Raw genomic sequence first — 19,073 nt, 5'->3', positions numbered from 1 at the left:
ATGACCTGTCGCGGTTGATCCACAGATGGGATTTCCCTGTACCCATGCCCTCAGCGGCCGGAGCGGCAGCACCTCGGGAGTCCGGCAAGCCCCGTCACCGGTGACTTGCCGGACCTCCCAATACGGGATCGCGAGAACGACGTGACCTCGTTTAACCTCTGTCCGGGCCGGATTACGAGATCCCCGCCGATGCCCCCTACAGCACTCGCGACCCCGACACCTCCGCCTTCACCAACCTGGGCTGGAGGTGCGTCTCAGATGCCCGACCGCCTTCGTGCTGGGTCAGGCGACGGCGGCCTTCCTGCCTTGCCGTTGCGTCGACGTCGCGGGCGGCGTCGCTTTCCTGGGGCGGTGCGCGCGAACTGTCGTTCCTGCCGATGCCAGGTCCTCCAGCTCGGCACGGATGGACACCTCGGTCGCGTAGGCCCGGCTGATCCTCACGCCCTTCGCGAGGTAGCCTTCCGCCTCCCTGTAGTCCGTGCGGTTGTCGAGTCGGACGTAGCTGATGACCCGTCCTCGCCGCAGGACGACGTGGAACCGCTCGCGCTTCTTAACCTTGCACCGGCTACACACGAACGTCTTGTCGTGCGTCGCCTCCGCGTCGTTGTACGCCTCCAGGAGAGGGACGTCGTCCTCATGCGGGAAGGCATGCCCCTTGCGGCATTTCGCGAACTTGGGATTGCTGCTCAGGTACTCGTCGGGGTCCGTGATTTCCCCGTCCTCGTGCAAGGTCATCGTGTCCAATCGCGTTCGTGCTCTGCTCATTTGGCCCGCCTGCGAGGCTTGCTACCCTTCGCGGCGCCTGACGAGGGGGGATGCTGCGCCAGGCCCTCCCATGAGGGTTCGGCCATCGTGGACCAGACCTTCTCGAACCAGCCCTCGTAAGCGGCCTTGGGAACGATTCCTCGGGTACCGAGGTCGTCCCACCCGTTGCGCTTCGCCCACTCCCGGACAGCACGGCGAGCCTCCGAGAAGCGCCGTGTCGTCTCCCGGCTCAGTGGTCGCGGCGGGTCCATCCACCAGGGCTGACCTTGCACGGGCACCGGCGTGATGGTCGGCAGCGGGCCACCGGAGCGGCCGTCGACCGTCACCTGCCCATCGTGGCCGGTCTCGTCGTCTTTCAGCCTGCGGGCAGCCTTCGTCCAGTACGACGTCATGGCGTCGAAACGCTCGACCTCGTCTGGCCGCAGCCACCGCGTGTACTGCTTGCGGTTGTACGTGAACGTGCGTTTCCGCCAGCCCGTCATCCACTCCGCGAAGTCGCTGTCGATCCTCGCGGCGTTTTCCTCACCAAGGTCGATAACGTAGGACCGGGCGCCCACCTCGAACGTCCGGGCCGTGGTCGCCTCGCGCGAGGAGTCCACGTCATCGACATAGGTGACGATGGTTTCGATCTTCTGTGCCATCTCTCTCCCGGCTATGTATCGGCGCCGTCTTGGCGGCGCTTCAGCTGGACCACGTTCTCCTGATCGCCCTGGTCCGAACTGGCATCGGCCACTGTGTCCGGACGAGGTGGATCGGAATGCGCCTGGTCGTACTGCCGGCGGATCTGCGCGGGAACTCGCCCGCGGGCGCTGACCGGCAGCTTGCGCCGTAGCGCCCACGCCCTGATCGTGGCGTCATCTGCTTCGTGGGGCTCTCCTCTCCCTCGATTGCGGAGCAGGCGGCAGACCACCCCAGCCTCGTCCGCGTCGAGATCGACTTCGTACATCGTGGCGGCCGTCGGGCCGCCTGGGGATGCGCGCTGGTCTTCGTCTTCGTTCATGAAGAGGATCAGCGCCCGGTGACGGGTCACCATGTGAGGCAACACTTCCTGTCGTGGTTCCACTCATTGTGTAATTCCATTGCGTTGCGAGGGGTAACTGGAGTTTTACAAGCCGATGATCAACCCGGCAACCGAATGACATTGAGGGACACGATCGGGTGATAAACGTCCTCTTTATGTATCTGGAGAGTAAGCAGCGCGACGGCCAGGGAAGAAGAATGCCATCGCGCTACTTACTTTCTCGCAGGTACTCCGAACGGAGCAGTTGTAACCAGATAAGGTCCGCTGATCGGATCACCCGATCGGCGGCATCGTCACGCCGCCACCTGCTCCGTCCGGCGCCTTGAATCGCAGGTCGACGGACTTGGCGTCGAACGCGTGACCAGTACGACCCACGGGCTTGATCGTCACCTCCATCAAAGTGCCGAGAACGAAGCGCCGGACACTCAACGGCTGCGAATTCCACAGCTGAGCCACGTCTTCCACTTCGATAAACTGAACGAGAGGGGAGTCCACGGCAGCCGCGTCCCGGATCTGCTGCTCGATCGCTTCCAGACGAAGAAGACCTAATTCGGTTCCTCTCAACATCTGAGATCGAGTGATCCGACCGCGAATGCGGTCCTCGGCGAAACCGTCCAGCTCGACCCGGATGACGTCCGCCTCGGCTCGCAACGCCCCCAGATCCACGGCAGGTGCCTTCTCGGCCTCATATACGAACTGCTCGACTAGCTTCCGGTCCCTCGCGATCCTCTGAAGAAGGGTCGCCTGAACCAAAGCGTCGAGATGGGCCGCATTCCGCGTCAGGTGCGAGCTGCGTTTGCACTTGTACCGGGGTGAGCGGTCGCCGATGCCCACATTGCACGTCGTGCCGTCCAAATGAATGCCGCAGCCGTAGATGCCCGAACCGAGCCAACGCGGGGGCCGTCCCGGAGGATTGGTGCGCCGCGCGGGATCCGTCAAGAGCCGGACGACGGCTTCGAATACCTCCGGTGCCACGATCGGCTTGCCGGGGAGCTTGCCGACCTTCTCTCCGTTGTGGACGAGGACACCCATGTTCCGTGGACGCAACAGCAGCTCGCGCAGCGCGCCCGCCGTCATCGGCAGCCCGGTACTTGTCAAGACCCCGGCGTCCCGCGCCTCGGCCGCGAGCGCCGCCAGGGTCCACGGCTTCTTCGTCTTCTTGTTCAACTGGAGAACGCGTGTGGACGCGTAGGCGAGCAGGTCGGCTTCGACCTCAAGCGGCGTGACCCCGTCCTCCTCGAACCCGAAGGGCCTGATGCCCCCGCCGTACTCGCCCGCAAGGGCCTTCCGCTCGCGCCCGAGGGAGACGCGGCGGGAGGTGTCCCGCGACGACTTGTTCGCGAACGCGACCATGGCCCTCGCGAGCGTGATCTCGGCGTCGGTCCCGCCGTCGGTGAGGGTCAAACTCCCCGTGAGGGACCTGACGTTGATCCTCTTCGCCTCGGCGACATCGATCAGGTCTTCGAGATCCCGCGGATCACGCAGCACCCGATCCAGGTCTTCGGCCAGGAGGCCATTCGCGACACCCGCTTTCAGGTCCCGCAGGATGCCCCTGTAGCCGGGTCGAATGACGCGCATCACAGTGGAGCCGTCGGGCAGGGTGACCTTGCGACGCTTGAACGCTGAAGCCGGTCGGGCCTTGCCGGTCTTCGGGTCGACGTCGTTCTCGACTACGACCTTCACGACTTGCCAGCCCCACCGGTCAGCAAGCTCGCGGAGCCTCCGCTCCCGGTCACCGAACGTGCGGCCGGTGCCGTCCTCGTTGAGATCCTCCTGACGCAGGTCAGAGAGCCTTAGGTAGATGATCGCTTGTGTAATGACTGTCCGGGTCATAACACGCACAGTCACAAACCTGGTGTGTCATAAACAAGTTGTCGGCCTAACCGTCCTTACCACTCACGAGTCAGGAAAGCAGGTTCACCAGCGCGTCACCGCGCGGCGTCCGGACCACGAGCACCACCTGACCCTCGCGATGCCGCTGGATCAACCCAGCCGAGACGAGCTGTTCGCAGTGGTAGGTCGCGGTGCTCGCGGCACAGGACAGCAGATTCGCGATCTCGCCCATCCGGGCGGGCTTTCCCAAGTGCCGCAACAGTTTCGCGCGGTGGGCGCCGACGACAAGGTCGAGTCCGTCGACACCGGGGGCCGGTTCGGGCTTGCCGCCGTCGAGCAGGCCGTCGAGTCCCGGCAGCGGGTAGCCGATCCAGATGGCGTCCTCTTCGTCGAGGTTGGACACCACCGAGCGGCTGCCCGCGAGCATCGGGACGAGGATCAGTTTGCGGCCACGGACGGTGTACTTCGCCGGCTCGGCGTCGGGCAGCAGCAGACAGCCGTTGCTGAACCGGAAATGGGGCCGCAGCAGGCCGAGCACCGCGTCGGTCCCGCCGCGGACCGAGGCGACGCCGATCCGTTCGATTTCGCGGTCGAGCAGGGGACGGGCCCTGCTCCAGAGGCTTTCGGTCGCCAGCCTGGTCGCGGTGAAGGCGTCCGCGAGCGAGGCGGCCCAGCGTCTCGGATGGTCGGCGGCCTGCCGCCACTGCGCGGGCACCCGATCGCCGAAGACCTCTTCCAGGCCTTTCAGGACGTCGGATTCCGTCAGCTCGCGCAGCATTTCCGCCTGGGCCGCGGCGGAACAGTCCTCGCCGGGACTGATCGGGACGATGAAGTCCGGCTGCACCGAGGTGCCGCGGCGGGCGAGTGAGCTCGCCGCACGGTATCCCTGCTCGGGGATCGCCGAACCCACCTGGCGGCGCCAGGCGGCGGGCAGGCCGCGGTCGTACCCGCCGACGACCTCGACGAGCATCGAAACCAGCGAGATGTGCGGGGAAACCGTCACACCGACCGGGATCGTGCTGGTGTCACCGAGTTCGAGCCGGGTATAAGAAGCCGGGGGCGGCGTCTCGCGCATCCGGTCGTCCCTCCTGGGAGTGGGCGTCGCAGCACGCGATGTTAGCGCCTCCGGTCAATACCCGGAATCCGGCCGGAAAACGACCGAAGGGCGCTTTCCCCAGGTCGGAAGCGGGGAAAGCGCCCTTCGGCCGGTGCGACGACTCAGCGGGCGAGTTGCTCATTCATGATGAGGAACGCGCCGAGACCGTGGAAATCGTTGGTGTTGCGTTTACGCGCGTAGTAATACGCCGTGTCGCCGACGTTGGTGCCTTCGGAGATGTTCGAGATATCGGTCAATCCGTCGGATCCGGTCGAAACCTGGGACAAAACCCCGCGGTAGCCCTTCGCGGCCACGGGCCGGTACTCGGCGCCGATGTAGCCGCGTTCCACCGCGCGGGAGAGCAGGAAGGTGTACATCGCCGAAGCCGAGGTCTCCAGCCAGTTGTCCTTGTCGCCGCCCCGGTCGACGACCTGGAACCAGCGGCCCGAAGCCCGGTCCTGCCAGCGGGTGTACCCCGCGGCGAGGAATTTCACGACGTCGACGAGACGACGGCGCCGCGGATGGTCGCGGGGGAGGATTTCGAGGAGGTCGATCGCCGTCATCCCGAGCCAGCCGATCGCGCGGCCCCAGTGGAATTTCGAATGCCGTCCGGGGCCCGAAGACCACGGTTCCGAGCCGTCTTCGTCGTAGGCGTGGTACAGCAGGCCCTTCGCGGGCTCCTTGAGCCGGTCGAAGTAGACGCTGACGTTCTTGGCGGCTTCTTCGTAGCAGTAGGCGGCATCGCCGAAGGTCTTGCCGTACAGGGCGAGGAACGGCTGCGCCATGTACACGCCGTCCGCCCACAGCTGCCCGACCCTGCTCGTGGCGTGGAACATCCCGCCGTCGGACGTCCGGGGATAGGACGGGAACCGGGCGCGCAACTGATCCGCCGCGGTCTTGTACTTCGCCTGCCCGGTTTCGGTGTATAGCAAGGGGAACATCTGCCCGGAGCGCATCGCGTCCAGATTGGTGAAAGTATTGGAGATCCCGCTCTCGGTGACGAACCGGTCGTACCAGGCGAGGATGTAGCCGAGGTAGGACCTCTCGCCGGTGCGCCGGTACACCAGGTACTGGCCGTAGAGGTAGAGGCCGCGGGTGTAGCCCCAGCCGCCGAGGGTGGCCGGGGTGTGACGCTTCATGGTCGAGTCGACGACGGCGCGCGACCAATCCACCGGAGCCGCGGAGGCCACGCCAGGCAGGGCGAGCGCGCCGAGGGCGCCCGCGGTTCCCGCCAGCACCGTGCGCCGGGAAAGCCGTGCCACGCGAAGAGGATCTGGGGACATTCGAAGCCCTTCCTGCGCCGGGGCAACCGGGGGAGTGAGTGGCCGGGATGCCGATCCGCCGTCCGCCGGCATCCCGACCAGCCTTGGGGCGGAACTTCCTTGTGGGACAACGTGTACCCGGGTGTTCGATGGCGAGTCAAGAGAGATCCGATCTCTTACGTCATATATCAGATATGCCACTCGAATGGGCGCTCCCGGTCGCCGGGACGGTCCCGGTGGGCGGTACTCACCGGGCGGGCGTCCGCTCGCCTACGATCGGTGCGTGAACGAGCTGACCTTCCGCGGGCGCCGCGTCGCCCGGGACCGCGCCCTGGTCATGGCGATCGTCAACCGTACCCCCGACTCCTTCTACGACAAGGGGGCGACCTTCTCGGATCCGGACGCGCTCGCCGCCGTCGCCAGGGCGGTGGCCGACGGCGCGGACATCGTCGACATCGGCGGAGTCAAGGCCGGCCCCGGCGCGGAGGTCGGCGTCGAGGAAGAGATCCGACGGGTGGTCCCGTTCGTCGAGCGGATCCGCGAACTGCACCCCGGCCTGGTGATCAGCGTCGACACGTGGCGTCACGAAGTGGGCAGGCGCGCGGCCGAGGCGGGCGCGGACTTGATCAACGACACGTGGGCGGGAGCCGATCCGAAACTGGCCGAGGTCGCCGCCGAGTTCGGCACCGGCTACGTCTGCTCGCACACCGGGAACGCCGTCCCGCGGACCCGTCCGTTCCGGGTGCACTACCCGGACATCGTCGCGGACGTCGTCGCGGAGACCACGGCGCACGCCGAAGCCGTGGTCGCGCTCGGTGTCCCGCGTCAAGGGGTGCTGATCGATCCGACGCACGACTTCGGCAAGAACACGTGGCACAGCCTGGCGCTGCTGCGGCACGCGCGGGAACTGGCGGACACCGGCTGGCCGGTGCTGATGGCACTGTCCAATAAGGACTTCGTCGGCGAGACGCTCGGCGTGGAACTCGCGGAGCGGGTCGACGGCACGCTCGCCGCGACGGCCTGGGCGGTGGCCGAGGGAGCCAAGGTGTTCCGGGTCCATGAGGTACGGCGCACTCGTCAGGTGCTGGAGATGGTCGCGTCGATCCAGGGGACGCGCCCGCCCGCGCGCGCTATCCGAGGGCTGGCCTAGCCGTCCAAGGGGATGACGGCCGAAACCGTGGTGCCCGTGCCGGGTTCGCTCGCGACGGTCAGTTCGCCGCCGAGCGCGCGGACCCGGTCACGGAGGCCGTGCAGCCCGGAGCCGCCGCCGATGTCGGCCGTGCCGGTGCCGTCGTCGTGGACGTCCACCCGCAGGCCGTCGTCCTCGACGCGGATGCACACGCGGACTTTCCCCGCTCGCGCGTGTTTCAAGGCATTGGTGACGGCCTCCGAGACGACGAAATACGCCGTCGCCTCGACGGCACCGCTGAGCCGTGGCACGTCCGCGTCCGCGAGGTCGACGGCGAGCGGGACGCGGTCCAGCAGTGACCGGACCGCGGGGATCAGCCCGGCCTCGGTGAGGATCGCGGGGCGGAGCCCGCGCGCGAGTTCGCGCAGTTCGGTGACCGTGGCCTGCAGTTCGTCGATGGTGCTTCGCAGCAGTGTCGCGACGGCGGGGGTGAGCTCACTCCCGAGCCGGCGCTCCGCCATCCGCAGCAGCAGGACGACGCTGACCAGGCGTTGCTGCGCGCCGTCGTGCAGATCCCGCTCGACCCGTCTCCGCTCGTCGTCGGCGGCGGCCACGATGCGGGCACGGGAGGCCTGGACCTCGACGAGGCGTTCCTCCAGTTCCGCGGCGAGCCGCTGGTTGTCCAGCACCAGCCCGGCGGCCGCGTTGAGCGCGTCGATCGACCGGCTGTCCTTCCACACTTCGTCGTCCTGCACGAGCGCGGCCAGCCCGGTGCCGTCGCGTTCCAGCAGGAGCCGGATCATCTCCGCGTTGCCGACCCGCGCCCGCAGCACCCCGATCAGGAACGTCAGCGGCCACAGGCAGAACGAGATCCGGTAGACGTCCAGCAGCGGTTCGGAGAACGGGTGCCCGGAGCCGAGCGCGCTGCCGACCGTGGTGCTCAACGCGCCGACCACGGCGATCGCGAGGACAGGGGAGAGCAGTCGCCGCTGCGGAAGCCGTCCGGTGAGCCAGCGGTAGAGCAGCACCACCACGACCCCGCCGCCGATCAGCGCACCGACGAGCTCCAGCAGCCGTTTGACCAGCTGTTCGGCCTCCGGCGAAGCGGCGACCGCGGCGAGGTTCTTCGGATCGTCGTTGACCAGCAGACCGAGGACGGCCGACCCGAAGACCACGGCGTACGCGGAGAAGGCGAGCACTCGTTCGGAGTGTGACCGGAGCTTCCCGTGCGGGAAGGCGAGCACGAGATGCGCGATCACCGGGCTGGACGCCGCGGACAGCGCCAAACCCACCGTGTGCACCAGCGGTTGGTCGGCGAATTGCAGGTCCTCGGCGAACAACGCGAGCCCGGCCAGCGCGATGAGCAGGCCGATGGGGTTCGAGGCGCGGCGTACGTGCGCGATGGCGCCGGCGAGGAGGAAGAGGAACCCCGTCGTCGTGGACAGGGTGGTGTCGAGCACGGTGTGCGTACCGTCGGCGATCTTGAGCGTCGACGCGACGACTCCCATCCCGATCCCGGCGGTCAGTACGCCCGCCATCGCGACGGTACGAGGGTGCGTCACCACTAAGCGTGATTCGTCCGTTCGGCTCGAACCGTTACACCGTTCCTGAAACGTGGAACAGGAGTTCCGTCTGGTGTCAAGGATTCTCAGCATCTTTCCCGTCATTCGGATGGCGATGCAGGCACGTGGGTGAACATGCGACTCTCGCGCCACCACCCGAGCCAAGTCGTACCCTCCGAAAGGCGACCCTTCCGTGCGCACCCACCACAGAACCCGTTTGCTGGCCGCGGCCTTCGCCGCCTTGACCTTGGCCAGTGGGATCGCCGGGTGTTCGCGTGCCGATCGGGGCACCGAAGTGGAGCAGAAGAGCCAGGGGGCCGCGGCCGAGGTGCGCGTCGGGTACTTCCCGAACGTGACGCACGCGCCCGCGCTGATCGGGACCAAGAACGGCTTCTTCGCCAAGGAACTCGGCTCGACGAAACTCACCACCCAGACGTTCAACGCCGGCCCCGAAGAGGTCAACGCGCTGCTCGGCGACTCGCTCGACATCGCGTTCATCGGCTCCGGCCCGGCCATCAACGCCTTCACCAAGTCCAAGGGCGCCATCCAGCTGGTCTCCGGCGCGGTCACCGGCGGCGCCCAGTTGGTGGTGAAGCCGGAGATCACCGCGCCGGAGCAGCTCGCCGGAAAGAACATCGCGACGCCGTCGCTGGCGAACACCCAGGACGTCGCGCTCAAGAAGTTCGTCGCCGAGAAGAAGCTGCCCGACGTCAAGGTCACGAACCTCGACAACCCGAAGACGTTCGACGCCTTCAAGAAGGGCGAGCTCGACGGCGGCTGGCTGCCGGAGCCGTGGTCCTCGCGGCTCGTGCTCGACGCGGGCGCGAAGGTCCTGCTGGACGAGAAGACGCTGTGGCCGGAAGGCAAGTTCCCGACCACTGTCGTGATCGTCCGCAGGGAGTTCCTTCAGCAGCACCCGGAGACCGTCACCGCCATCCTCAAGGGTGAACTCGCCGCCATCGAGTGGGCGAAGACCAACCCTGCCGAGGCGAAGAAGGTCGTCAACGGCGAGCTCAAGGCGCTCGCGGGCAGCACCCTGAGCGAGACCGTTCTCGATCGCGCGTTCTCCGGCATCGAACTCGGCATCGATCCGGTGGCGTCGACCTTCAGCCAGCTCGCGCAGGACTCGGTGACCGCGGGTGTGGTGAAGTCCGCGGTGGACCTCAAGGGGTTCGCCGATTTCGGCCCGCTCAACGCCGTGCTCTCCGAGCAGGGCGAGCCCGGCGTGAACGCGCCCGGGCTGACGAAGTGACCGGAGGGGATCAGCGATGACGACCACCTTGGAGCCCGGCCTGTCCACCGGTGTCGCCGTGCGCCTCGACGGGGTGCGGAAGGCTTTCGGGCCGACCGGCCGCGCCGTCGTGGCCCTCGACGGGATGGACCTGACGGTCGCCCCCGGCGAGTTCGTCTGCCTCCTCGGCGCCTCCGGCTGCGGCAAGAGCACCCTGCTGAACCTGGTCGCCGGTCTCGACCGGCCGACGTCGGGCTCGATCACCCTGGAGACCTCCCGGCCCGCGGTCATGTTCCAGGAGGCCGCGCTGATGCCGTGGCTGACCGCGGCCCGCAACGTCGAACTGCCGCTGCGGCTCGCCGGTTTCGGCCGGGCCGAGCGCCGGGAAAAGGCGGCCGAACTGCTCGAACTCGTCCGCCTCGGTGGCGCGGGTGACAAGCGGCCGCACGAGCTGTCCGGCGGGATGCGGCAGCGCGTCGCGCTCGCCAGGGCGCTGGCCGCCACCCTGCGTGTCGGCGGTGACCCGGAGCAGTCGCTGCTGCTGATGGACGAGCCGTTCGCCGCGCTCGACGCCATCACCCGCGACGTCCTGCAGGGTGAACTGCTGCGCGTCTACCGCAGCACCGGCACCTCGGTGCTGTTCGTGACCCACGACGTCCGCGAGGCCGTCCGGCTCGGCCAGCGGGTCGTGCTGCTTTCGTCGCGGCCCGGCCGGGTCGTGCGGGAATGGCGCGACGTCCAGGCCTCCGACGCCGAGGAGCTGACGCTGGAGATCACCGGTCACCTCCGGGAGGTGATCAGTACCCATGCCGCGGCTTGACCGCCCCGAAACCGCGGCGGAAGACGCCGACGAGGCCGTCGGCGCGGGGCTCGACTCGCTCGACACCCCCACCGGGGAGCGCCGGGAAAGCCGGGGAAAGCGATTCCTGCGCGGTTTCGTGCCGCCGGTGGTCTTCCTGATCCTGGTGATCGCGCTGTGGCAGGCGCTGTGGGCCGCCGCGTTCTGGCCGGAGGCCATGCTGCCCGCGCCGCTCGCGGTGTGGGACGAACTCGTCGGCATCACCGTCGACGGAGAGATCTTCGAGTTCGTCTGGACGTCGGTGCACCGCGCCGCGCTGGGCTTCCTGATCGGCGTGGTCATCGGGACACCGCTCGGGCTGCTGGTGGCGAAGGTCCGGGTCGTCCGGGCCGCGGTCGGGCCGTTCCTGACCGGGCTGCAGAGCCTTCCGTCGGTGGCCTGGGTGCCCGCGGCGATCCTGTGGTTCGGGCTGAACGACGCGTCGATCTACTTCGTGGTCCTGCTGGGTTCGGTTCCTTCGATCGCCAACGGGCTGGTCGCAGGCATCGACCAGATCCCGCCGATCCTGCCGCGGGTGGGCCAGGTGATGGGCGCGAGCAGGCTGTCGTCCGCGCGGCACATCCTGCTGCCCGCCGCGCTGCCCGGATTCCTCGCCGGGCTCAAGCAGGGCTGGGCGTTCTCGTGGCGTTCGCTGATGGCCGCCGAGCTGATCGCGCTGTCCCCGGCGCTCGGCAAGGGACTCGGCGCGTACCTGCACGAAGGCTCGTCGTTCAACAGCATGGAGGCCGTGATGTCGGCCATCTTCCTGATCCTGCTGGTCGGGGTCGGTATCGAGCTGGTGGTGTTCCGTCCGCTGGAACGCTCGGTCCTGCGTGCGCGTGGTCTCACCGCGTCCCTTTAGGACTTTGGGCAGGCTGATGATGTCGTTGCTGGTAGCCGGTTGTGGTTCTTCGCAATCGGTCGACGAGACCCTGGTGCCGCCGGAGGCCAGGGGCACCTTTCCGGTGACCGTCGAACACAAATACGGGTCGGCGACGGTCGGGAAACAGCCGTCGCGGATCGTCACGCTCGGCCTTTCCGACCACGACGCCGTGCTGGCGCTCGGGATCCGGCCGGTCGGCGCCGGCGACTGGTTCAAGGAGCGGCCGTACGGGAAGTGGCCGTGGACCCAGGCCCGCTGGGGCGACAAAGCAGCCGGAGATCGTCGGAGAACGGGACGACTACAACTTCGAGAAGATCGCCGCGCTGAAGCCGGACCTGATCCTCGCCCAGTACAGCGGGATGAAGAAGGAGCAGTACGAGAAGCTCTCGCGGCTCGCTCCGGTCGTCGCGCAGCCGCCGAAGTTCGAGGACTACGCGGCGCCCTGGCAGGAGACGACCCGGATGGTGGGCCGCGCACTGGGCCTTGAGCGAAAGGCCGAGGACCTGATCGCCGGGATCGACCGGCGGTTCGCGCAGGCGCGGGCCCAGCATCCCGGGTTCGCGAAGCTGTCGATGGTCGTCGCCGACACCTTCGAGGCGGGCAAGTTCTCCGCGTTCACCACGACCGACCCGAAGATGATCTTCATGACCGAGCTGGGCTTCCGGCCCTTCGAACCGGTCAAGGCGCTGAGCAAGCCGGAGAACAACGTCGTCGAGGTCTCGTCGGAACGGTTCGATCTGTTCGACGCGGATCGCCTGGTGTGGCTGAACTCCGACGTCGGCGCGGAGGCCAGGATCCGGGCCGATCCGGTGTACCGGAAGCTGAAGGTGTCGGCGGACAAGCGGGATCTGTTCATCACCTACGAGAACCCGCCGGTCGGGGCCGCGATCTCGTTCAACACCGTGCTGAGCATCCCGTACGCGATCGAGCAGCTGGTGCCGAAGCTGGCAGCCGTCGCCGGCTCCTGACAGTTCAAGGTCGACCTCGCGTCTATGAAGGAATTGGGACATTCAACGTCCCAGTTCCTTCATGGACGGCCCCGGTGTGGCGCCTGGCCCGGCCACTCGCCAGACGTTGCGAAGGCCACAGTGATGCCTGACGTCCTGTGGCTTTCGCGACACCCTGTCGCCGGCTCCTGAGCGTTCACCTTCCGGAGGTGGCAAACCTACGACACCGTAAGTTACGGTGTCGTAGGTAGGCGTTTTCCGTACCCTGGAAGGACGAAACGCATGGCGGTCCCCGAAACCACCCGGCTGATGCTCGAACTCGAAGGGACGGTCGAGGAGAACCTCAACCGGCATCTCTCGGTCGCCAAGGAATGGATGCCGCACGAGTTCGTGCCGTGGGACGAGGGCCGCAACTTCGCCGACCTCGGCGGCGAAGCGTGGGATCCCGAGCAGTCGCGGGTGTCGCCGATCGCGCGGACGTCGTTGGAGGTCAACCTCCTCACCGAGGACAACCTGCCGAGCTATCACCGCGAGATCGAGCGCGCCTTCGGCCGCGACGGCGCGTGGGGTACGTGGGTGCATCGCTGGACCGCCGAAGAGGGCCGCCACGGGATCTGCATCCGCGACTACCTGCTGGTGACGCGCGCGGTGGACCCGGTCGAGCTGGAGCGGTCGCGGATGCAGACCATGCAGGCCGGGTACGACAGCGGCGACAAAGAGCTGCTGAACGTCTTCGCGTACGTATCCTTCCAGGAGCTCGCGACGCGGATTTCGCACCGCAATACCGGGAAGTACACGCAGGATCCCTTGTGCGAGAAGCTGCTCGCGCGGGTCGCGATGGACGAGAACCTGCACATGCTCTTCTACCGGAACCTGGTGCAGGCGTCGCTGGAGCTTTCACCCGACGCGATGATGCGCGCCATCACCGACGAGGTCGTCCAGTTCCAGATGCCGGGCGCGGTGATCCCGAGCTTCGTGCGGAAGGCCGCGCTGATCGCGAAGGCGGGGATCTACGACCTGCGCATCCACCACGACGAGGTGATCTGGCCGTTGCTGCGGCAGTGGAAGATCTTCGAGCTCGAAGGGCTCGGCGAGGTGGGGGAGAAGGCACGGGACGAACTCGACCAGTTCCTGAAGGCCCTCGACACGCAGGCTTCACGCTTCGAGGAGCGCCGCGCGGCCGCTGAAGCCCGCGCCGCCGCCCGACACGCGTGACCCGGCCCCAGTCACGTGAGTTCCGCCTCCAAGCACGCGAGATCCGGCGGCCGTCACGCGTGTCCCGCCGGACGACACGCGTGATCAGATGGCCAACTCGTGTGTCGTCCCTCTGATCACGTGAGCCGGCCGCCGGATCACGCGTGATCGCGGGCGGAACTCGCGTGACGGAAGCCGGATCTCGCGTGTTTGAAGACGGAACTCGCGTGACGGCCGTCGGGGAGGACTAGCGCGAGCGGCGCGAGCCGGCGCGGGTCCCCGAGGAGAACGCGGCGGCACCACCGCGACGGGCCGGAGCGCCGCCGGACTGGTTCCGCGAGGACTGGGACTTCGTGGCACCGGAGCCGCGGCGCGGCTGCGACTCGGCGGCACCGTGACGCCCTTGACGACCCTGGCCGCCGCCCTTGGGCGCGCCTTCGCGACGTCCGGTGCTCTCGGCCGCGCGACGGCCTTGGCCGGCGGGAGCGCCGCGGCGGTCGCCCTCGGTACGGGGCTGACGCGAACGGCCGTCGGAAGAGCCGCCGCGACGGCCGCCACCGGAAGCTCCACGGCCACCGGCGGAAGGACCTCGGCCACGGCCACCGCGGCCGCCACGTCCACCGCTTGCCGGACGGTCTTCGTCGTCGCCCTTGCCCGGGATGGCTTCACCGCTGGCGCTGACGCGCTTCGGCCGCGTGTCCACGATCGGCCGTCGCGGCGAAGCGGTGAACGAACGCTCACCGGGCGCCAGTTCCGACAGCAGCGGGTGGCCGGGGCCGAGCTGCGTCGTGGTCGGCTTGATGCCTGCCTTGCGGGTGAGGTCGCGGACGTCGCCGACCTGCGCGTCGGTCATCAGCGTGACGACGGTGCCGGACGCGCCGGCCCGCGCCGTCCGGCCGGAGCGGTGCAGGTACGCCTTGTGCTCGACGGGCGGGTCCGCGTGGATGACCAGCGTGACGTCGTCGACGTGGATCCCGCGCGCGGCGATGTCGGTCGCGACCAGCGTCTTCGCCGCGCCGGAGGCGAACGCCTCCAGGTTGCGGGTCCGCGCCGTCTGGCCGAGGTTGCCGTGCAGCTCGACCGCCGGCACGCCGGAGGCCATGAGCTTGCGCGTCAGCTGCTTGGCGCGGTGCTTCGTCCGGGTGAACACCAGCGTGCGGCCTGGGGCGGCGGTGAGGTCGATCAGCACCGGCAGCCGGTGGGTCTCCTCCAGGTGCAGCACGTGGTGTTGCATCGTCGAGACCGGCGACTGGGCCGAGTCGACGCTGTGCGTGACCGGGTCGTGCATGAAGCGCTTGACCAGCACGTCGACGCCCGCGTCGAGGGTCGCGGAGAACAGCAGGCGCTGCCCGCGCTCCGGGGTCTCGGCCATGATGCGCCGGACGTCGGGCAGGAAGCCGAGGTCGGCCATGTGGTCGGCCTCGTCCAGCACGGTGATCTCGACGTGGTCGAGCTTCGCCTCGCCGGAGCGCATGTGGTCGGCGAGCCTGCCGGGGCACGCGACGACGATGTCGACGCCGTCACGCAGCCTGGTGATCTGCGGGTTGGGGCTGACGCCGCCGAAGATCGTGGTGACCTTGAGGCCGAGCGGTTTGGCCAGCGACAGGAACGAAGCCTCGATCTGGGTCGCCAGTTCGCGCGTCGGCGCCAGGACCAGGGCACGCGGGCGGCCGGGGCGGCGGCGGGTCGGGCCTTCGGCGAGCCGGGCGAGGACGGGCAGCACGAAGCCGTACGTCTTGCCGGAGCCGGTGCGGCCGCGGCCGAGGACGTCCCGGCCCGCCAGCGAATGCGGCAGCGTGGCGGCCTGGATCGGGAACGGGCTGGTGACGCCTTGTTCGGCGAGCGAGTCCACGAGGGTCTTGGGCAGGCCGAGTTCGGTGAAAGTAGGTGTGCTCATAAGCGTGTGGGCGCGAAGCGCGCCCTGGTATCTCCGTAAGGATAGAAACGGTTGTCCTGCCCGGCGCAGACCTCGGGGGCCGCGGCGCGTGGTCTTCGACAACGAAACGCGGCCCGAGGCAGAACTGAGCGGACCGCGTCGTCCAGTGTACTGGGTCGTGATCTCCCGGGCTACGTGATATCGCCCGCACCGGTCCGGTGATGTTCGTCGGTTCGGACGAGCCGGGCGCGGCGTCGCGGTGAAACGCTGACCTGACCGGACGAAAGGGGACACGGGTGTCGAACGTTCAGGATCTGCAAGGGGTGCTCGACGAGGAGGCGCGTCGCGCGAGCGTCCCCGGAGCGGTGGTGGGGGTGACGCACCGCGGTGAGGAGTCGGTGTTCGCCACCGGAGTGTCCAGTGTGGACACCGGGCTTCCGGTCGATCCCGGCACGTTGTTCATGATCGGCTCCACCAGCAAGACCTTCGCCGCGGCCGCCGTGCTGGCCCTGGTCGAAGACGGTGTGCTGGACCTGGACAGGCCGGTCGTCGAGTACCTTCCCGATCTCCCCTTGGCGGATCCGGTGGCGCGGAAGACGGTGACCTCGCGTCATCTGCTCACGCATTCGGCCGGTTTCCTCGGCGACGTCGACTTCACCACCGGGTGGGGTGACGACGCGCTGGCCCTCGCGATCGCGAAGTTCGGCGACCTGCCGCAGAACTTCCCGCCCGGCGAGGTCTTCTCCTACTGCAACGCCGGATTCCAGCTGGCCGGCCGGGTCGTCGAGGTGGTGGCGGGCGAACCCTTCGAGGACGTGGTCCGCGCCCGGCTGCTCGACCCACTCGGTATGACCGAGTCGTATTACTTGCCGTGGGAGGTGCTCACCCGCCGTCACGCCGTCGGACACGTGCTGCGCGACGGTGAAGCGGCGGTCGAGCACACCGTGGGCCTCACCCGTGCGGACAGCGCGAGCGGCGGGCTGTGGTCGACCGCGGGCGACCAGCTGAAATGGGCCCGGTTCTTCCTGACCGGTGAGGCCGAGGGCGAGCCTCCGATCAGCGAAGCCACCCGCGACCTCATGCGCGCGCCGCAGCGCAGGGCCGCGCTGCGGTTCGAAGAGGTCGGGCTCAGCTGGCTGCACACGACCCACGGCGCTGCCCGGCTGGTCCGGCACGGCGGCAACGTGAGCAACCTGCAGCTGTCGGAGTTCGTGACCGTGCCGGAGGGGGATTTCGCCGTCACGGTGCTGACCAATAGCGCGGGCGGGTCCGCACTGGGCGCGAAGGTCGTCGACTGGTGCCTGGAGCACGTGGTCGGGCTGCCTCCGCTCACGAGCCCGCCGCCGGTGCCGCAGCCGGACATCGCCGAGTACCTGGGCCGCTATCAGACCGGTGACCTGGCGTTCGTGGTCAAGGACCGGGACGGCGCCCTCTGGGCCCAGCTGGTCGCCGACGTCGAGGGCTTTCCCTCGCCACCGCCGTTCGAGGCCGTTTTCGTGGGCGGCGACGCGATCGCCCCGGCCGCGGACACCCGCAAGCCCACCGCCCGGTTCCTGCGCGACGAGCGTGGACGGGTGACTTCGGTCGAGTTCGGTGGCCGGACAGCGAAGCGAGGCGCTACGGTTACCGGGTAGTAACTTCGGCTGACCAGGAGTGACCATGAGCGAAAAGGCGACCGCGTTGTTGCTGAACCCGGGTGGGTACGACCCACGGCAGTTCGACCCGGAGACGCGTCGCCTGCTGCGTGCCACCATCGAGTGGTTCGAACAGCGTGGCAAGCGCAAGCTCGTCGAGGACTACCACGACCGGACCTTCTACGCGGACTTCATCGAGTTCGCGGGCAAGGAAGGCCTGTTCTCCACGTTCCTCACTCCTGGCGCCAACGCCGAGGGGAATCCCGACAAACGGTGGGACACCGCGCGGGTCGCGGCCCTGTCGGAAATCCTCGGCTTTTATGGCTTGAACTACTGGTATCCCTGGCAGGTCACCATCCTCGGCCTGGGGCCGGTGTGGCAGAGCGCGAACGAGGCCGCCCGCAAACGCGCGGCGGACTCGCTCGCGGCCGGCGGCGTCGCCGCGTTCGGACTGTCCGAAAAGGAGCATGGGGCCGACATCTACTCGTCGGACCTCGTGCTCACCCCGGACGGCAAAGGCGGCTACCGCGCGAACGGGTCGAAGTACTACATCGGCAACGGCAACTGCGCCCGGACCGTGTCCGTGTTCGGCCGCATCGACGGTGTCGAGGGCCCGGACCAGTACGTGTTCTTCTACGCGGACTCGGAACACCCGAACTACCGCGTGGTGAAGAACGTCGTGCCGTCGCAGATGTACGTCGCCGAGTTCGAGCTGAACGACTACCCGGTGTCCGAAGAGGACATTCTGCACGTCGGCGCCGACGCGTTCTCCGCGGCGCTGAACACGGTCAACATCGGCAAGTTCAACCTGTGCTTCGGTGGCATCGGGATGTCGACGCATTCGCTGTACGAGGCGATCACGCACGCGCACAACCGGGTGCTCTACGGCAAGAAGGTCACCGAATTCCCGCACGTGCGCCGGGAATTCGTCGAGGCGTACGCGCGGCTCGTCGCGATGAAGCTGTTCTCCGACCGTGCCGTGGATTACTTCCGCAGCGCGAACGCGGACGACCGCCGGTACCTGCTGTTCAACCCGATCACCAAGATGAAGGTGACCACCGAGGCGCAGAAGGTCATCGGCCTGGTCGCGGATGTGGTGGCGGCCAAGGGATTCGAGGCCGACACCTACCTCGCGATGGCCAAGAACGACATCGACGGCCTGCCGAAGCTGGAAGGCACGGTGGCGGTGAACCTCGCGCTGATCGCGAAGTTCGTGCCCGCGTACCTGTTCGCGCCGCAGGCCTACGAGCCGGTGCCGACCCGTTCCGACGCGGCCGACGACGAGTTCCTGTTCCGTCAAGGCCCCGCGCGCGGCCTGTCGAAGGTGCGGTTCCACGACTGGCGTGAGGCGTACGCCAAGGCGTCCGCGATCCCGAACGTCGCGCGGTTCACCGAGCAGGCCGAGGCGCTGGTGAAGCTGTTCACCGAAGCCGCGCCGGACGAGGCGCAGCAGCAGGACATCGACTTCGGTCTCGCGCTGACCGAGCTGTTCACGCTGGTCGTCTACGGGCAGCTGGTGCTGGAGCAGGCCGAGATCACCGGGATCGAGACCGAGGTCGTCGACCAGATCTTCGCCATCCTGGTACAGGACTTCAGCCTCACAGCGATCGATCTGCACGGGAAGTCGTCCTCGACCGACGCGCAGCAGGCCCTCGCGCTGGCCTCGATCCGGAAGCCGGTCGTCGACGCGGCGCGCTTCGATCACGTGTGGTCGCTGGTGCGGGACCTCTCCGGTGCTTACGCCATGAACCCGTAAAGATCCGTGAAGGCCTCCTTCCCTACTCTCAGGGTAGGGAAGGAGG

16 protein-coding genes are annotated in these 19,073 nt (G+C 68.1%); 8 read left to right on the top strand and 8 right to left on the bottom strand.

The annotated features are described in order from the left end of the window. Window positions 1-282: 282 nt before the first annotated feature. The 6 genes from AC0685_RS18210 to AC0685_RS18185 all read right to left on the bottom strand — a co-directional run bounded on the left by AC0685_RS18210 (window position 283) and on the right by AC0685_RS18185 (window position 5,998). Window positions 283-765, bottom strand: coding sequence for a hypothetical protein (locus AC0685_RS18210; RefSeq protein WP_478226575.1), 483 nt, complete (start codon window positions 763-765; stop codon window positions 283-285). Next, the gene (locus AC0685_RS18205) at window positions 762-1,406 is read right to left on the bottom strand and encodes an Lsr2 dimerization domain-containing protein (RefSeq protein WP_478226574.1); all 645 of its coding nucleotides are present in this window, start codon (window positions 1,404-1,406) and stop codon (window positions 762-764) included. Before AC0685_RS18205 ends, AC0685_RS18210 begins: the two co-directional genes overlap by 4 nt. Before the next feature lie 11 nt (window positions 1,407-1,417). Then, complete coding sequence (locus AC0685_RS18200) at window positions 1,418-1,828, bottom strand: Lsr2 family DNA-binding protein (RefSeq protein WP_478226573.1); 411 nt, start codon at window positions 1,826-1,828, stop codon at window positions 1,418-1,420. A 231-nt stretch (window positions 1,829-2,059) separates the two neighbouring features. Then, the gene (locus AC0685_RS18195) at window positions 2,060-3,619 is read right to left on the bottom strand and encodes a recombinase family protein (protein ID WP_478226572.1); all 1,560 of its coding nucleotides are present in this window, start codon (window positions 3,617-3,619) and stop codon (window positions 2,060-2,062) included. A 70-nt stretch (window positions 3,620-3,689) separates the two neighbouring features. Next, window positions 3,690-4,694 carry a winged helix-turn-helix domain-containing protein gene (locus AC0685_RS18190; protein WP_478226571.1) on the bottom strand — a complete coding sequence of 335 codons (1,005 nt, stop codon included), beginning with the start codon at window positions 4,692-4,694 and terminating at the stop codon, window positions 3,690-3,692. 143 nt (window positions 4,695-4,837) lie between these two features. Further along, on the bottom strand, window positions 4,838-5,998 hold the full coding sequence (locus AC0685_RS18185; protein ID WP_478226570.1) for a glycoside hydrolase family 88/105 protein: 1,161 nt from the start codon (window positions 5,996-5,998) through the stop codon (window positions 4,838-4,840). 262 nt (window positions 5,999-6,260) lie between these two features. Here AC0685_RS18185 and folP point away from each other — a divergent pair, with 262 nt between their 5' ends. Continuing rightward, a complete protein-coding gene (gene folP, locus AC0685_RS18180) occupies window positions 6,261-7,127 on the top strand; it encodes a dihydropteroate synthase (protein ID WP_478226569.1) in 867 nt (288 codons plus the stop codon). Here the strand turns inward: folP and AC0685_RS18175 are convergent. After that, the gene (locus AC0685_RS18175) at window positions 7,124-8,644 is read right to left on the bottom strand and encodes a sensor histidine kinase (protein ID WP_478226674.1); all 1,521 of its coding nucleotides are present in this window, start codon (window positions 8,642-8,644) and stop codon (window positions 7,124-7,126) included. The genes folP and AC0685_RS18175 overlap by 4 nt on opposite strands. Before the next feature lie 217 nt (window positions 8,645-8,861). Between AC0685_RS18175 and AC0685_RS18170 the strand changes: the two genes are divergently transcribed. From AC0685_RS18170 to AC0685_RS18150, 5 genes are all read left to right on the top strand, one after another. Beyond that, window positions 8,862-9,920 (top strand): ABC transporter substrate-binding protein, encoded by a 1,059-nt coding sequence (locus tag AC0685_RS18170; RefSeq protein WP_478226568.1) that lies wholly within the window; start codon window positions 8,862-8,864, stop codon window positions 9,918-9,920. Between the two features lie 16 nt (window positions 9,921-9,936). Beyond that, on the top strand, window positions 9,937-10,719 hold the full coding sequence (locus AC0685_RS18165) for an ABC transporter ATP-binding protein (RefSeq protein ID WP_340685061.1): 783 nt from the start codon (window positions 9,937-9,939) through the stop codon (window positions 10,717-10,719). After that, window positions 10,706-11,599 carry an ABC transporter permease gene (locus AC0685_RS18160; protein WP_478226567.1) on the top strand — a complete coding sequence of 298 codons (894 nt, stop codon included), beginning with the start codon at window positions 10,706-10,708 and terminating at the stop codon, window positions 11,597-11,599. Before AC0685_RS18165 ends, AC0685_RS18160 begins: the two co-directional genes overlap by 14 nt. A gap of 299 nt (window positions 11,600-11,898) precedes the next feature. Then, window positions 11,899-12,588, top strand: a complete 690-nt coding sequence (locus AC0685_RS18155; protein WP_478226673.1) for an ABC transporter substrate-binding protein — start codon at window positions 11,899-11,901, stop codon at window positions 12,586-12,588. Between the two features lie 261 nt (window positions 12,589-12,849). Continuing rightward, a complete protein-coding gene (locus tag AC0685_RS18150) occupies window positions 12,850-13,782 on the top strand; it encodes an acyl-ACP desaturase (RefSeq protein WP_478226566.1) in 933 nt (310 codons plus the stop codon). Between the two features lie 226 nt (window positions 13,783-14,008). Here the strand turns inward: AC0685_RS18150 and AC0685_RS18145 are convergent, their stop codons facing one another. Next, on the bottom strand, window positions 14,009-15,658 hold the full coding sequence (locus tag AC0685_RS18145; RefSeq protein ID WP_478226565.1) for a DEAD/DEAH box helicase: 1,650 nt from the start codon (window positions 15,656-15,658) through the stop codon (window positions 14,009-14,011). Window positions 15,659-15,933: 275 nt separating this feature from the next. Here AC0685_RS18145 and AC0685_RS18140 point away from each other — a divergent pair, with 275 nt between their 5' ends. Both AC0685_RS18140 and AC0685_RS18135 read left to right on the top strand, forming a co-directional pair. Beyond that, window positions 15,934-17,271 (top strand): serine hydrolase domain-containing protein, encoded by a 1,338-nt coding sequence (locus AC0685_RS18140; RefSeq protein ID WP_478226564.1) that lies wholly within the window; start codon window positions 15,934-15,936, stop codon window positions 17,269-17,271. Window positions 17,272-17,296: 25 nt separating this feature from the next. Next, window positions 17,297-19,027, top strand: coding sequence for an acyl-CoA dehydrogenase (locus AC0685_RS18135; protein WP_478226563.1), 1,731 nt, complete (start codon window positions 17,297-17,299; stop codon window positions 19,025-19,027). Window positions 19,028-19,073 lie beyond the last annotated feature (46 nt).

Source organism: Amycolatopsis sp. NPDC043889, assembly GCF_056435645.1.
This window is presented reverse-complemented; position numbering and strand designations above follow the sequence as displayed.